Source organism: Francisella marina, assembly GCF_008369785.1.
In the GTDB taxonomy this organism is placed as follows: domain Bacteria; phylum Pseudomonadota; class Gammaproteobacteria; order Francisellales; family Francisellaceae; genus Francisella; species Francisella salimarina.
The window spans coordinates 1185936-1200818 of the sequence record NZ_CP043552.1 but is presented as its reverse complement, the minus strand read 5'-3'; the positions used below and the strand labels follow the sequence as shown (position 1 = coordinate 1200818).

Genomic DNA, 14883 nt, shown 5'->3' with positions numbered 1-14883 from the left:
TTTGAAATAACCTTCTTAAGAGGTTTATTTTGAAAATACTAATTGCTGATGTGGATTTATTTCTTTGACAATGTTTTTAATCTCAGCGAAATTATCAATATATGCAAAGCTATCTAGAGCTTCTAGATCTACACCATTATGATAACCGTAACTTACCATTATAGTTTTTACATTTGCCTCTCTAGCACATAAATAATCATTCATAGAGTCGCCAATCATCAAACTCTCTTCAGCTTTAGCATTTAGCTTATTCATAGCAAACAGTAAGGGTTCAGCGTATGGTTTGTAGCTCGTTGTAGTATCTCCACCAACTATAATTTCAAAATAATCAATTAAGCCTAAATGAGTTAGAGACTGTATAGCATCTTCTTCATGTTTGTTTGTTACAACAGCCATTTTTATACCTTGTTGCTTTAAGAAATCTAAAGTTTCAATGACATTGGGATATGCTCTACTATTTGTACTATTTAAGGTTTTGTATGTTTGACTGACAATTTTAACACCTGTATCAGCGATAGATTCAATATAATTATTATCATTAAAATCTAATGCTAGAATTTTTCTAACAGTAGTAGGGTAACCTTTACCAATTATATTTGCTAAGACATCTTCAGATACCGGCTCAAGTCCAAAATGTTTACGCATGGCATTTGTTGCAACTGTTAGATCACCAACTGTATTTACAAGAGTGCCGTCTAAGTCAAAGAATATATTTTTTATCATGTTTTTTCTTACTTATTAATTTGTGATTTTATCTTGTTCATCTCATCAACTTGACTAACTTTAATTTCTAAAGCAGACGATGGAAAAGCAGTGCATTTAGTATCTCGTAAAATTTTTTTAGAAGCAGAGCAGTGGATATTTGTTACTTTTGTAGTTTCGAGTATTTCTTTTAAATTATTTGAGTTAATTCCACCACCAGGCATTATTTGAATTTGGCTGCCAAACTTTTCTTGTAGAGTTTTTATGATTTTTAAACCTTGTATTACATTTGGCTTAGCTCCGGATGTTAAAATTCTATCAAAACCTAGTTCAATAACTTCTTGGGTAGCTGTGTATATATCTGTTGTTAAATCAATTGCTCTATGAAATGTTAGTTCTTTGCCAGCTTTTTTTGTAAGTTCAATAAATGGTTTCAGAAATTCTTTATCAACTTTATTTTCTTTGGTTAAAGCACCAATTACAATTCCATCTATATTTAGTTCAAGCATTGTTTTTAGATCATCGAGCATAATTTGCTGGTCTATCTTATCGTAATAAAAATCACCAGCACGATGGCGAACCATAGCCTGTAATGAACCTATGAAATTCTCTTTGGCAAATTTGACTAAACTAGGCGAGGGTGTAAGTCCTTCTACTCCAAGAGCGGAGCATAGTTCTAATCTATCAGCGCCAGCTTTTTGGGCATTGAGTATTGATTGATAGTTATCTATACAGATTTCTAGGGTTGTCATGGATGAGCAGATTATCTAACTTTGATTTATCATATTATAACATTAGTTTTATGTTGGTTTCGCTACTAACTACTAATGAGTAACCCTTTATTAATCATAACTCATAGTCTTCAATTTGTTTTAGAGTTGGTATAATTGTTTGTAACAAAATTAATTTTATAGAGTTTTTATGAGTCAACTATTTATCGTTTATCTTGGCGGGAGCGCACCCAAAGCAAATATCGAGTTACATGATGTACAGTTTGTAATTGGTAATACTATCGAAGATACCTATGAGCAACTTAGACAAAATTGGTTTGGCACGGTCAAAGGATTGCATTTGGATAGTTATAAAGCTCTCAAAGGTGCAGATGGTTATCAAATATCTATCCAAGATAGACCTCAAAACTTTAATAAAAAGTTATATTTTGTCAATCTTGGTGGCTATGATGAATCTAAGTTAAATGAGCTACATGAGTTTGCTTTATTTGTTGCTGCAGATAAGACAGAGGCAAAAGAAAAAGCAAAGCAAAGCCTACTAAAAAACTCATTACATCAGCATAAAGATAATCTTATGGAAGTTGATGATTGTTTAGAGCTTAGCTCTATTGATGGTAAATATATTCATCTAATTCCAAGTGATGAAAAATATGATTTAAAACCTGATTGGTTTGGTTATAGGGTGATTGGGTAGAGTGCTATAGTTTCGCTACTTACTATGTAAGTTATAGCGACATACTTTTTTCATGGCAGAAAAAGTATGCAAAACTGCCTAGCACTACGCTATCGTAGCTTAAAATAAATGGAAAATAAAAAACTCACTTTGTTCAAACAGTTTTATTTTCTAGACATTTATTTTATAAGCTACTAACCGCTAATGTGCTTTTATGATTATGAAAAAATCACAAAATCAACTCAGCCTGTTTTTTAACAGGTTCATTCATACCATCAGTCCAAATCCAGTAATAAACTGGTTCGCCACCTTTAAAACTAGCTACATAGTGATTATCTTGATTATCAATAGCATGAATTGTTAGCTCATCTAAATATCCAGTTTTAAGATGGCGTAAATCTTTAGCAGCTTCTAACACAGCATCTTTTACAGACATTCCCATTTTCATATATAAAACTACAGACCTAGCTGTGCCACAACGAATAGCCATCTCACCAGTATGTGTACAAGCACAAGCACCATATCTAGAGTCAGCATACGAGCCAGCACCAATAATTGGGCTATCACCTAACCTACCAGGATAACGCCAGCCCCAGCCAGAAGTGCTTGTAGCAGATGAGATAGTGTTATTATAGTCTTTTGATAGATAGACTGTAGTGTCAAATATCTTCTCAGGATCAACAGCAAATTTACTTAGTTCTATCAGTGGAATATTTGGAAACTTAGCTTTTTGCTCAGCAGTTAAGTGTTTATCTAAATGTTTTAACCAAACTTTTTTAATTTCTGGTAATAGGTTATCGATTTTAGTCGCATTAATTTCATTAGCAAATCGATTTGCTCCTTCAGCAACTAATATCTCATGATGTAATCTTTGCATAACTTCATAAGCAACCTCGACAGCATTAGCATAACCTTTTAGAGCACCGATAGAGCCTGTACGCAGATCATCACCATCCATTACAGAAGCATCTAGAGTTACATTGCCCAAAATATCAGGCCAAGAGCCTCTACCTACAGTTTTGATAGTAGTATCATTCTCTACGAGTTTAATACCTTCAATTATAGATCTGAGACCATTTTCTTTATTTTTAAGTCTTTTGAAAGCTTCAGGTACGCCACCACGACCTTCATCATTTGCAATTAGAATCATCTTTATACCCTAAGTTTAGTAAGTTTTTTTAATAATGGAGTTAATGCAAATAATATAACAGCCATAATAATTGCTGCAATAAAAAGTTTAAAATATCCTGATGCAAAACTATTTGCAGGAGTGTTTTTATCTACAGCAATATGTGAACTAATTACACCACCAAAGAATCCTGCATAAGCACTAATTGTCCACCACACACCCATCATTGTTGATTTTAGATGCTCAGGAGCAAGGCGAGTGACTAAGGCTAATCCAACAGGTGAAATGCACAGCTCACCAAATACAAGCATTAGATAGCATAGTAATAACCATATTACATTAGCATGATCTGACTGAGCTGCTATTGATCCTGCTATGCTTAAGAATAAGAAACATAACGCAAGAAATACTAAGCTAAATACAAATTTTAACTCATCAGAAGGTTCTATGTTACGTTGACTTAGTTTCTGCCATAAAACACCAAAGAAAGGGGTGATTATAACTAATAAAGTTAGTTGTGTTGCCATAACAGTAGTAACAGGCATATTAAAACCTAAGATATTAAGCTCAATATTATGCTTGATAAATATAGGAATACTAATAGAAGTTTGGTTACTCAATGACCAATAGAAAAGCATAAAAATAGATAATATTAAAAGAATTGCAATATTAGTTTTTTGGCTGCTTCCAAGAGATTTCCAAAGAGATATTAGATAAATCAACAGAACAATTCCAGATAATGAAATAATTATCATAGATTGAGTAGGGTGAGCTATTAAATAAGCAAAAATACATGCTGAAAAAATCACAAATAATATAATTGCTTGCCAAATATTTAATCCCAAGAAAAGTTTTCTTTGCATAACTTCATAGTTTGGCTCATCACAGCTTTTAGGGAAATGCTTTTTACCTGATTCAAAAAATATTAACCCGAGAGCCATTCCAAAAGCGGCTAAACTAAAACCATAATGCCAACCAATTTTTTCACCAACAAAACCAACTATAAAAGTTGCTAATACAGAACCAAAGTTTATACCTGTGTAAAAGTAGGCAAAGCCACTATTCCGTAGAGAGTCTCTATCATCATAGAGCCTACCAACCATTGTAGAGACATTTGACTTGAAAAAACCTGTACCGGCAGAAATACAACCTAACCCTAAAAATAATGCAGTATCACTAGATCCAGATAGTGCCATAATTATATGACCAGTCATAATTGAGACACCACCAATTAGCACACAACGCCTGTAGCCAATAATTCTATCTGCTAAAATCCCACCAACAGCAGTAGTGATATATAGATATGTTACATAACTACCAAAAACTAGAGCAGCATTAGCATCTGTGAAATCTAATCGCTGAGTCATGTATAAAATTAAAATAGCTGATAATCCGTAAAAGCTGAAGCGTTCCCACATTTCTGCGAAAAATAAGAATTTGAGTCCTTGAGGATGCCTAAGATGTTCCATTTTTGATTTTATTAAAATATAGGGTAAATTCATTTTAACTAAACACTAAATATAAATCATTAATAAGCTATTGCTAAATGTACTTTTAATAGCTAAAAAGTCTTAGTAGCTATTGATATCTAATGTATATTGAATATAATTTCCGCTCTTATATAAATTAATAACCCAAGGTAAATAAGTATGTCATTCAAAGGTTCATGTCTTTGTAATTCTGTTAAATTTGAAATTGATGGTAGTTTTGAAAATTTCTTTCTGTGTCATTGTGAGCATTGTCGTAAAGATACAGGTTCAGCTCATGCAGCTAATTTGTTTTCATCAAATGCAAAATTAAATTGGCAATCTGGTCAAGAATTAGTCAAAAAATATAAACTACCTGCATCACATCATACAAAAAGTTTTTGTAGTGAATGTGGTTCAGCATTACCTTTTGAGCAATCAGAATTTAATTTAGTAGTAGTGCCTGCTGGTAGTCTAGATGATAAAGTGGATATTAAGCCGACAGCTAATATATTTATGGCTAGTAAAGCTAATTGGGATGAAAATTTAGCATCAGCTCATAGTTTTGATGCTTTTCCAATGCCTTAAAGAATAATATTACTTACTATTTTTCATAAGTTTTTCTATACCAACGAATGTAACATTAAATATTACAGGTCCAAGAAATATTCCTATAAAACCAAAAGCTTGGATTCCTCCTAGTATACCTATCAATGAGGCAGCAAAACTAAGTTGTACTTGTTTATTGATAATTTTGGGTTGCATAATATTGTCTGTGAAAATATTTAGAGCAAAACCAACTACTAGTATGATAATAGCTTTGGTAGCACCATATACTACAAATACACTAGCTCCGATGAGTATATAAACAATGCCAACCATAAATGGGATCATAGATGCTATAGCTACAGTAAATGCAAGTAAAATTGGTGTTGGCATGCCTGTTAGTAAAAATACTATAGCCATAACAGTACCAACAAGTGATGCGGTTAGAAAAATTGCTAAACTTACTCTACGAGTTGTAATAATCGCTGTAGATATGAAACTATCGCTATCATCAAAGTCCTTAAGTACTACTTTTTTTGCAAATTTTTCTAAAGTAGAGCTACTAACTAGGAATTGATATACCAGTAAAAGTGTAATTAAAAAATCTGTTATAAAGCTTATAGATGTTGAGCCTACGTATCTAACTTTAGGTAATATTTGACCTAAATTGGAGATTATGGTGTCACTATCATCATTAATGGCTTTTATTAGTTTATCAAAATGTTCTTGAAGGATACTTCCTATGTAAGGAATTTTGCCTATAGAATCACCAAGCGTAGCAAAAGTTTGTGAAAGTGTTTCTGGATGCTGTAAGTATGAAACAATCTCTGAGATAGCATAATACAGAACAATTAATATAGGAATAAATACACACAGAAGAATTCCCATAACTAATAGGAAACTACTTCTATGTTTACCAATATGTTGCTCTAAGTACTCTTGAAGGGGAGCAAGTATTATTGCCAAAAGTCCTGCAAAAAGAATAGAGTAAACAAAAGGGTATAAAACCCACATTACTAAAGCACCAATAATGCAAATAATAGATAGTTTTTTAATAGTTTGTAGTGACATTTTGTTTATAGTTGTAGTAATAATTAGAATAAAGAATAGCAATATGTTTAAGTTTTATAAACTGCTCTATAACCTTAATTCATAAAATTTATAACTATTTAAGTTGATTCTAAAGTGTAACAAGCTTGATTTATGAACGTTTAGAAGCATTTCAAGAGGTTTTACCATTGCTCAATATTTCCTTGAGCATCTAAAAATTTTCCAGAATCTTTATGATGGAGATTTTCAATAAGATTAGTCATCGCTTGGATGCTATCACTAATTTCCACAGTAGCATTATCTCCACCCATCTTAGTCTTAACCCAACCAGGTCGAAGACTTATGGTAATTATCTCTGGGCACTCAGCAGCAAATGTTTTTGTTAACATATTTAGAGCTGCTTTTGATATGCGGTATGAATAACCAAAACCAGCTTTTGTTTGCTCTATAGAGCCAGCTTGACTAGCCATATTGATAACTATTGGATTAGCAGATTTTAGCAGATTCTCTTTGAAATTATGAATAAGATAAAAAGCTCCTAAACAGTTCGTTTGAAAAGCATTATTTATCCAGTTTGGATTAGTTTCAGAAATACTAAATTTTTGATGGTTCTCAGGGTAAATACCGGCATTGTTTATTAATATATCAATAACAATACTTTTATACTTTTGAAATAATTGCTCTTGGTCTCTAGGACTACTAACATCAAGTTTTTCTATAATAAGTTTTTGATATTTCTTAGAAAGTTCTTTTAGGTCATTTGCTTTAGCTGGATCACGGCAAGTTGCGATTACATTACAGTTTTTTGTTAAATAGTGTTCAACGAAACCTAGCCCAATTCCTCTATTTGCGCCCGTAATTAAAATATTTTTTTGCATTATTTTAGTACTTATATATTTGGTTTTATATTATATGACAATTAGTTTTGGCATCACTAATTAAACTCTTTGCGGTACTTTTAGGTAGTTCAACAGCTCCTACTCCTGCGCCTAAAATAGCTCCTAAAATAACAGCCCCACCTATTTGGAATGGTTGTATAAATGAGTTTTTGCTCAAACCACCACTATCAAACATCATTGGAGACATCATGGCTCCGCCAACCATTCCTCCTAATAAACCTACAGGTACCATTAGAATAGTTCCTACTCCTATACCTATTGCTGAGATAGGTGTCATAAGGATAGTAGATAGTGTGCCACATTCTTTGTTTTGTTTATAACTTTCGCTTTTTAATGTTCCCGGTGCTACAGAATTTATATTTTTATTTTCTGATAAACAATATCCCATGCTGGTAGTTAGGAGTAATGTTGTAAGACTAAAAAATAAGATTACTTTTTTAAACATAATTTCATTAGTAAGTTAATAACTTATATTAAGTTATATTATCACTTTAAATTAGATTTTTGAAAATTATGAAATTGAAATATAAATAAAGAAAAATATTTAGAAAATAAAAATTACCAACCAGTAACTTCTTTAAGTTTAGAACCTAACTCTGCAGGTGATCTAGTATAAGCAATACCAGCAGCTTCAAACGCAGCGAATTTTTCATCAGCAGTACCTTTACCACCAGAGATGATAGCACCAGCATGACCCATACGCTTACCTGGAGGAGCTGTAACACCAGCAATATATCCAATAACTGGCTTAGTAACATTGTGTTTAATGTATTCAGCAGCTTCTTCTTCAGCTGTACCACCAATTTCACCGATTAAGATGATAGCTTCAGTTTGAGGATCATTCTCTAAAAGTTTAAGAGCTTCGATTTGGTTCATACCTGGGATTGGATCTCCACCTATACCGATACAAGTAGATTGACCAAAGCCTAACTTAGTAGTTTGAGCAACTGCTTCATAAGTTAGAGTACCAGAACGAGAAATGATACCAACTTTACCAGGTTGGTGGATATGACCAGGCATAATACCAATTTTACATTCACCTGGAGTGATAACACCAGGACAGTTAGGACCAACTACTTGTACATCTTTACCTTTTAAATATTCTTTAACTACTAGCATATCTAGAGTTGGTACACCTTCTGTAATGATTACAACTAGTTTAACACCAGAATCGATAGCTTCGATTGCAGAATCTTTTACAAATGGAGCTGGTACATAGATTACAGATGCATCAGCACCAGTAGCTTTTACAGCTTCTTCCATAGTATTGAAAACTGGTCTGTCTAGGTGAGTTTGACCACCTTTACCAGGAGTCACACCGCCCACGATGTTTGTACCATAAGCAATAGCTTGCTCTGAGTGAAAAGTACCGTTTTTACCAGTAAAACCTTGTACTAAAACTTTTGTATTTTTATCAACTAATACGCTCATTATTTAATATCCTTTTAACTGTTTTAATTTATTAACCTAGTGATTTTACAACTTTATCAGCAGCATCAGCTAAACCATCAGCAGGTATTAGTTTTAAACCTGAATCAGATAGGATCTTAGCACCTTTTTCTGCATTGTTACCTTCTAGACGAACAACTACTGGTACAGTTACATTTACTTCTTTAACAGCTTCGATAATTGCCTCAGCGATCATATCACAACGTACGATACCACCGAAGATGTTAATTAAAACAGCTTTTACATTTTCATCATCTAGGATTAGTTTGAAAGCTTCGATTACTCTTTCTTTAGTAGCTCCACCACCAACATCTAGGAAGTTAGCAGGCTTACCACCGTATAATTGGATGATATCCATAGTAGCCATTGCTAGACCAGCACCGTTTACCATACAGCCGATGTTACCTTCAAGAGCTACATAGTTTAGCTCATGCTCAGAAGCTTTAAGTTCTTTAGCATTTTCTTGAGATTTGTCTCTAAGAGCTAATAGTTTAGGGTGTCTGTAAAGAGCGTTTGAATCAAGGTTGATTTTACCATCAACACAAACGATTTCGCCGTTTTCTCTAACTGCAAGAGGGTTGATTTCAAATAATGCAAAATCACACTCAACAAATGCTTTGTAAGCACCTAGCATAGTTTTAACGAAATCATTAATTTGCTTACCTTCAAGACCAAGTTTAAAAGCTACTTCACGAGCTTGGAATGGTTGAAGACCAACTAATGGATCTACTTCTACTTTAAGGATTTTCTCTGGAGTGTTGTGAGCTACTTCTTCAATATCTACACCACCTTCAGTTGAAGCCATGAATGTTACTTTACGGCTAGATCTATCAACTACCGCACCAAGATATAACTCACGAGTAACAGGGTATACATCTTCAAATACACCTACAGAATTAACTGGCTGACCTTCAGCATCAGTTTGGAAAGTAACAAGATTTGTACCGATTAGGCTCTCTGCTACTTCACGAGCTTCTTGAGATGATTTAACAACTTTTACACCACCAGCTTTACCACGACCACCAGCATGTACCTGAGCTTTAACCACAGCAAATTTACCACCAAGTTGGTCAAATGCTTGAGCAGCTTCATTTGGGTTATGAGCTACGATACCTTTTTGAACTTTTAGACCATAGCTTTCTAAAAGATCTTTAGCTTGATATTCATGTAAGTTCATTGATTTTCTTCCTTATTTGATCGTTTGACGAAAATTTTTGTTAAATAACATCTCAAATAATAACTCATTTACGCTATTTTTTCTAATAAAAAACAGAATTTAAACTTAAAGAATAGGATATATGAAAACTCTTTAGCTAAAGCATGTAATGGAGTACTCAATATCATTGATTTTATTGTCTATAAGTATTTTGTTTATGGTGGTGTTACATTTTACCTAGAGTAAATATAATTTACTAAAACTCTCGAATGCTGAAAGATTAGTCCTAAAAAAGTCGTTAATAAAATGCAATTATAGTAATATTATTTGGTAAATTTAAAAATAAAATAAGGTGATTGGGAATGTTTGATTACATATTTAATAAAATTAAATCGACTATTTTTTCTAAACTCACGCCTGCACAGTTGTTAATTACATCAGTATTAGCGTTTGTGTTTGGTTTTATTCCGGGAATCTCATACTCTCCATTACTCTTTGTAGCAGTAATAACATTAGTGATAATTCTTAGGATAAATATTGGTGTGTTTGTATTTATCGCGATTATTGCAAAAGCACTTTCATTTTTGCTTGAGATTGTTAGCTTCTCATTCGGACAATTTTTGCTAGATGGTTTTACACAACCTATTTTCAAGGCTATGGTTAATACGCCAGTCTTAGCTTATGCTGGATTTGATTATTATCTCGTCGCAGGAGGGTTTGTTCTAGCAATAATCTTAGGTGTTATATTTGGTCTTATTATCGCAAAGATATACAAAAAGATAATTGCAAAAATGTCATCTATTCAGTCAGGTACAGAACTATATAACAAAATCACTAAGAATTTTTTTGTTAAGGTAGCTAGCTGGATCTTCTTGGGCAAGAATATTGCAAAAGTTGACTGGGTTGAAATGCAAAATCGTAAGTTTAGACAGCCATTTAGATTAACAGGAATTGTTCTTGTAGCTTTAATTATTGCGGCTTTGATATATTCTCCTAAGCTCTTAGAAACATCAATGGTATCAAATATCATTAAGCAACAGTTGACTAAAGCAAATGGGGCAACAGTAGACTATCAATCTTTAAGCTTAGATTTCACAAATGCAAGTCTTGATATTAAAGGTTTAGGTGTGGCAGATCCAAAAAATCTTGATAAGGATAGATTCTATGCTGAAAATGTGAGTGCAAGTCTAAATATTTCAAATTTACTTACTAGACAATTAACATTAAGAAATGTTTTGGTTACTGGTGTATCTTTAGATAAACAAAGAGCTAAGAAAGCTAGTTTATATATCAATACTAAAGCAGTATCTAAAGATGATGCTAGCATAAATTCAGAAGAGTTTAAGAAGAAAGCTATAGAAAGTATTGGTAAGGCAAGTCAAAACTTACAACAAGTAGATCTGCAAAAGTTAGAAGCCAATACAAAACAAGCTAAAGAAGTTGCTAATGGTATTAAGCAAGTAGCAGAGTTCTTATCAAACTTTAGCTCTAGTAGTGAGGATGATACAACTGGTGCTAAACAGGCAGGATCAGTTACACCGAAGCAACAAGCTAAAGTATATGGTTACGCGAATGTAAAAAATGAAATGCTTCGTGATAAGTATCCTAGTTTTGTAATTCAAAATATTGATATAAAAGGTTATCAAAATGCCGATACTACATACGATGCTAATATAACTAATATATCAACAAACCCTGTGTTATTAGGTCAGCCAACAGCAATTAATGTTAAGTCTGTAAATAATAGTGATGTTGATGTTAGCGTAGTTGTTTCAAATAAGCTAAATGTTGATAATACTGTCAAGTTTAATTTGCAAAATGTAGCCGGGAATGCAATTAAAGGTTTGAATATTCAAGGGGTTAATATAGATGCTAATAGCTTAACAGTATCTGGTCAGGGAACTTGGCAGTTTAGTGGAGTAAGAAATATAATGTTCAATATTCCTTTGCAGCTAAAATTTGATATTGTGAGTGTTAGCTTTAACCAGTTTACCCAGAAAATACCTAGCTTAACATTAAACGGTGTTATCACTGGTGATTTGAATAAACTCAACTTTAGTGTTGATGCATCTTCTTTGAAGAGTCTATTGAATGTCGATACAGTCAAAAATGTTGCTAGCCAAGTTGCTAAGCAAGCAGGTTTAGATAAGAAAGCACAACAAGTTATTAATAATACTAAAATTAATGGTAAGTCTATCCAAGATTTAAATGCGAATGACATCAAAAAGATCAATAAAAAAGATGTTCAAAATATAGCTTCTCAGTTTGGAATCAAAATTAATTAAATCAAAGGATTTCTCTAAGTATAGTTTATATGTTTAAAGAAATGTTCAATTTACAAATAATTGTTCGCTAGGTTTTTGGATAAATCGTGTGAGACGACAAGCTATTTTTATTTGGTTATAGCTGTAGTATTTTTTATCAAAGACCTTTGACACTTAAAATATTGCTCTTAGGCTTCTCTTTATGGTACAAAATTTTTACTTTAGTGATTTTATTGCATTTTAAATATATAGGCTTTCTTAGCTCATCTGCATAATAGATATACTTTCCATGCTCAAAGTGTGAGCTTATAAGTGTGTATGGAGTTCCTTCAATACTTGCAGGCAGTTTTATGGTTTGAGTGTTTGTTATAGAATTTGAATTAGTAACATTTATGTTTTTTTCTATAAGAGGAGTGTGACTATTTTTCGATATTATATTGACTGATGATGGGTGATTGTTGATTTGCATATCGATAGCATATGCATCTATATTGAGATAGCCAACACATGTTGAGCCCTTTGGAGCATTATAATAAGATAGCTCAAAATCAGCTAATTTATCAGAATTAGAAATTTCAAATATATCTTTATTCGTCGTTTTTACACTAATGTAACTATCCGACTTAATATCAAAAGAGTAGCTGCCTGGTGGGATAATTATATCTTTATTTGATGTTTGATATGACTTACCTAATACAGATAACCCTCTGTCAATACTTCTGCGAGGAAAGGATATTGTTACATTATCGTAACGTTGAGTGACTTTAGCATTCCAAAAATACGGTAGATTGGTACTACTTATGGTATCTTTAATTTTTACATTTGGGTTTGTTAGGATGAGCTCTATTTTACTTTTGCTTAGATTTATCTGTTTTTGAGAGTTAAAGTATACTTTATAAGTGTTATTGGCTTGTGTTTTAAGGTTTGGGTAACTAGATGAAAAACATACTAGGATTATAAATAAAGTCTTAAAAATGTAATTCATGGTTATTGATTGTTAACCTCTACATTTGTTGAATAATATCATAAAAGCTAGAATAATTAATACGATGATATGGATCATAAGAGTGAAGGTGTTGAAAAAGATTTATGTCTATATCAACTATCTTAATGATGACAAATTCATATTTATTTGATTTATGTTGGTAAAATAGAAATACATTATTATGCACATGCAAAAACAATCATGTTTAGTATAGGATGTATAAAGAATAACTTTTAATTATAAGTTGCACTTTAGTAATAACTAATACAAATATTTACATCTGCTTTAATTAAATGTACCATACCTTTAATTATAATTAATTTTAATTTAACTGGTGAGAAAGGTAATAATTTTCTTCTTTTTTTATTTAAGTATATCAACTGTAATTGCTGCAACATATAATGTAGGTCCAACAAAAGAATACAAAATATTACAAGATGTTGCCAAACTTTTACAACCTGGAGATGTTGTGTATGTTGAAGGAAATGCCGAATATCCAGGGAGTGTGAAATTTGAAAACCATGGAACTAAAGTAAAACCGATAAGAATAATAGGTGTAAAAGTAGCTGGTCAAAAACCTGTTATAAAGTCTGAAACAAAAGATGTAGTTGTTACATTTTTTGGAGATAACTATATTTTTGATAACTTTGAGATAGTAGGTAATATGCAAGAAGCATCGGATCCTAAACTTATTACAAGAAGAGGCTTATATCAGGTTGCTGATGGTATTACAATTAGGCACTGTAGCGTCCATGATTCTGCAAATGGTATTATGGGTAGCGATCTTTTCAGTGGAAGCTTAACTATAGAATATTGTGATATATATCACAACGGTGCATTTGTAGGAGATCATAATATCTATATTGCTTCTGACAGAGTTAGACACCCAGATGCAGTTACAAAAGTCAGGTTTAATTACATTCATGACTCTTATCAAGGAGCTGGCTTAAAGAGTCGTGCATTAAGAAATGAAGTATATTACAACTGGTTTGAAAATAATTATAGTTCAGAAGCAGACTTTTTTGGAGCAGACTTGGGACCTGGCACACACCCTATTTATAATGATAAAGGTGAAGTTATTGGCTACACCGATGATAACCATACTACACAAGATGAATTAAGAAAGATTGATAAATCTTATGGTGAGAACTATGTTCGAGAGGATACGGATTTTGTTGGCAATGTTGTAGTTAATGAGAATAAGGTAAAGTCTTTGACTATTGGTGGAGATGGTGGTTCTGGTGGTCCAACTAGAAATGGTACAAGTTTTGGGCGTTATCGTTTCGTAAACAATACTTTTATAAATACTGCGTCAGCAGATGGTGCGGGTCGTTCTTATGTGGGTCAGCTAAAGTTTGGTATAGGTAGCTTAGAATTTGATAATAATATTGTCTATAATAAAAATGGCATAAACATAGTCTTTTACTTTAATCCTTATGATTTAAATAATGATATACATCAAACAAATTCTGATTTAAGATGGAGTGCGGATAGACAATTTATTGGTCATAATAACTGGTTTAAAATCGGTACAAAAATATCTGAAGGTATCACTGATAGTATATTAGGAGAGGTTCCTGATTTTGTTAGTTTAGTAGATAAGGATTTTCATCTAAGACCTGAAAGCCATTTAAAAATATCGGGCTCGCAGTATAATTCAAATATTTTTTCAACGGCAATATATTATACTAATATCGGTGGAGTATTAAAAATGGATGTCGAATTTATTGAGCCTTTAATGTATCCATATTATCAAGCCCCTGATCCTAGGCATTATGACGAGTCAACATTTGATCAAGTTAATATAGCTATAGGGGCATATTCTTAGATTTG

At 32.4% G+C, this 14883-nt stretch carries 14 protein-coding genes; 4 read left to right on the top strand and 10 right to left on the bottom strand.

Translation table 11 applies throughout. From position 1 onward, the window contains the following. Positions 1-24 precede the first annotated feature (24 nt). Both F0R75_RS05925 and F0R75_RS05920 read right to left on the bottom strand, forming a co-directional pair. Positions 25-723: an HAD-IA family hydrolase gene (locus F0R75_RS05925; RefSeq protein ID WP_149367991.1), complete on the bottom strand. Its 699-nt coding sequence runs from the start codon at positions 721-723 to the stop codon at positions 25-27. Between the two features lie 8 nt (positions 724-731). After that, positions 732-1454 (bottom strand): copper homeostasis protein CutC, encoded by a 723-nt coding sequence (locus tag F0R75_RS05920; RefSeq protein WP_149367992.1) that lies wholly within the window; start codon positions 1452-1454, stop codon positions 732-734. A gap of 169 nt (positions 1455-1623) precedes the next feature. Between F0R75_RS05920 and F0R75_RS05915 the strand changes: the two genes are divergently transcribed. Next, entirely contained in the window at positions 1624-2127 is a 504-nt protein-coding gene (locus tag F0R75_RS05915) for a DUF1543 domain-containing protein (protein ID WP_149367993.1), read from the top strand. A gap of 208 nt (positions 2128-2335) precedes the next feature. On the opposite strand, the gene F0R75_RS05910 is transcribed toward F0R75_RS05915, so the two are convergent. Then, the gene (locus F0R75_RS05910) at positions 2336-3256 is read right to left on the bottom strand and encodes a glycosylasparaginase (protein WP_149367994.1); all 921 of its coding nucleotides are present in this window, start codon (positions 3254-3256) and stop codon (positions 2336-2338) included. A 2-nt stretch (positions 3257-3258) separates the two neighbouring features. Next, the gene (locus F0R75_RS05905) at positions 3259-4704 is read right to left on the bottom strand and encodes a peptide MFS transporter (protein ID WP_149367995.1); all 1446 of its coding nucleotides are present in this window, start codon (positions 4702-4704) and stop codon (positions 3259-3261) included. A 180-nt stretch (positions 4705-4884) separates the two neighbouring features. Between F0R75_RS05905 and F0R75_RS05900 the strand changes: the two genes are divergently transcribed. Further along, positions 4885-5289, top strand: a complete 405-nt coding sequence (locus tag F0R75_RS05900; protein WP_146421074.1) for a GFA family protein — start codon at positions 4885-4887, stop codon at positions 5287-5289. A 9-nt stretch (positions 5290-5298) separates the two neighbouring features. Here F0R75_RS05900 and F0R75_RS05895 read toward each other — a convergent pair whose 3' ends face one another. From F0R75_RS05895 to sucC, 5 genes are all read right to left on the bottom strand, one after another. Continuing rightward, positions 5299-6318, bottom strand: coding sequence for an AI-2E family transporter (locus F0R75_RS05895; RefSeq protein ID WP_012279760.1), 1020 nt, complete (start codon positions 6316-6318; stop codon positions 5299-5301). Positions 6319-6479: 161 nt separating this feature from the next. Continuing rightward, positions 6480-7175 carry an SDR family oxidoreductase gene (locus F0R75_RS05890; RefSeq protein ID WP_146421075.1) on the bottom strand — a complete coding sequence of 232 codons (696 nt, stop codon included), beginning with the start codon at positions 7173-7175 and terminating at the stop codon, positions 6480-6482. 25 nt (positions 7176-7200) lie between these two features. After that, the gene (locus tag F0R75_RS10255; RefSeq protein ID WP_035735286.1) at positions 7201-7641 is read right to left on the bottom strand and encodes a hypothetical protein; all 441 of its coding nucleotides are present in this window, start codon (positions 7639-7641) and stop codon (positions 7201-7203) included. Positions 7642-7754: 113 nt separating this feature from the next. After that, the gene (sucD, locus tag F0R75_RS05880; RefSeq protein WP_013923500.1) at positions 7755-8627 is read right to left on the bottom strand and encodes a succinate--CoA ligase subunit alpha; all 873 of its coding nucleotides are present in this window, start codon (positions 8625-8627) and stop codon (positions 7755-7757) included. A gap of 31 nt (positions 8628-8658) precedes the next feature. Then, on the bottom strand, positions 8659-9822 hold the full coding sequence (gene sucC / locus F0R75_RS05875; protein WP_013923499.1) for an ADP-forming succinate--CoA ligase subunit beta: 1164 nt from the start codon (positions 9820-9822) through the stop codon (positions 8659-8661). Positions 9823-10163: 341 nt separating this feature from the next. Here sucC and F0R75_RS05870 point away from each other — a divergent pair, with 341 nt between their 5' ends. Then, on the top strand, positions 10164-12086 hold the full coding sequence (locus tag F0R75_RS05870) for a TIGR03546 family protein (RefSeq protein WP_149367996.1): 1923 nt from the start codon (positions 10164-10166) through the stop codon (positions 12084-12086). Positions 12087-12222: 136 nt separating this feature from the next. Here F0R75_RS05870 and F0R75_RS05865 read toward each other — a convergent pair whose 3' ends face one another. After that, positions 12223-13050, bottom strand: a complete 828-nt coding sequence (locus tag F0R75_RS05865; RefSeq protein ID WP_149367997.1) for a hypothetical protein — start codon at positions 13048-13050, stop codon at positions 12223-12225. Between the two features lie 334 nt (positions 13051-13384). Here F0R75_RS05865 and F0R75_RS05860 point away from each other — a divergent pair, with 334 nt between their 5' ends. Then, a complete protein-coding gene (locus tag F0R75_RS05860) occupies positions 13385-14878 on the top strand; it encodes a right-handed parallel beta-helix repeat-containing protein (protein ID WP_149367998.1) in 1494 nt (497 codons plus the stop codon). Positions 14879-14883 lie beyond the last annotated feature (5 nt).

Bases quoted from the DNA above. Each gene is read 5' to 3' on its own strand.
- F0R75_RS05925 (WP_149367991.1), bottom strand. From the start codon at position 723: ATGATAAAAAATATATTCTTTGACTTAGACGGCACTCTTGTAAATACA.
- F0R75_RS05920 (WP_149367992.1), bottom strand. From the start codon at position 1,454: ATGACAACCCTAGAAATCTGTATAGATAACTATCAATCAATACTCAAT.
- F0R75_RS05915 (WP_149367993.1), top strand. From the start codon at position 1,624: ATGAGTCAACTATTTATCGTTTATCTTGGCGGGAGCGCACCCAAAGCA.
- F0R75_RS05910 (WP_149367994.1), bottom strand. From the start codon at position 3,256: ATGATTCTAATTGCAAATGATGAAGGTCGTGGTGGCGTACCTGAAGCT.
- F0R75_RS05905 (WP_149367995.1), bottom strand. From the start codon at position 4,704: ATGGAACATCTTAGGCATCCTCAAGGACTCAAATTCTTATTTTTCGCA.
- F0R75_RS05900 (WP_146421074.1), top strand. From the start codon at position 4,885: ATGTCATTCAAAGGTTCATGTCTTTGTAATTCTGTTAAATTTGAAATT.
- F0R75_RS05895 (WP_012279760.1), bottom strand. From the start codon at position 6,318: ATGTCACTACAAACTATTAAAAAACTATCTATTATTTGCATTATTGGT.
- F0R75_RS05890 (WP_146421075.1), bottom strand. From the start codon at position 7,175: ATGCAAAAAAATATTTTAATTACGGGCGCAAATAGAGGAATTGGGCTA.
- F0R75_RS10255 (WP_035735286.1), bottom strand. From the start codon at position 7,641: ATGTTTAAAAAAGTAATCTTATTTTTTAGTCTTACAACATTACTCCTA.
- sucD (WP_013923500.1), bottom strand. From the start codon at position 8,627: ATGAGCGTATTAGTTGATAAAAATACAAAAGTTTTAGTACAAGGTTTT.
- sucC (WP_013923499.1), bottom strand. From the start codon at position 9,822: ATGAACTTACATGAATATCAAGCTAAAGATCTTTTAGAAAGCTATGGT.
- F0R75_RS05870 (WP_149367996.1), top strand. From the start codon at position 10,164: ATGTTTGATTACATATTTAATAAAATTAAATCGACTATTTTTTCTAAA.
- F0R75_RS05865 (WP_149367997.1), bottom strand. From the start codon at position 13,050: ATGAATTACATTTTTAAGACTTTATTTATAATCCTAGTATGTTTTTCA.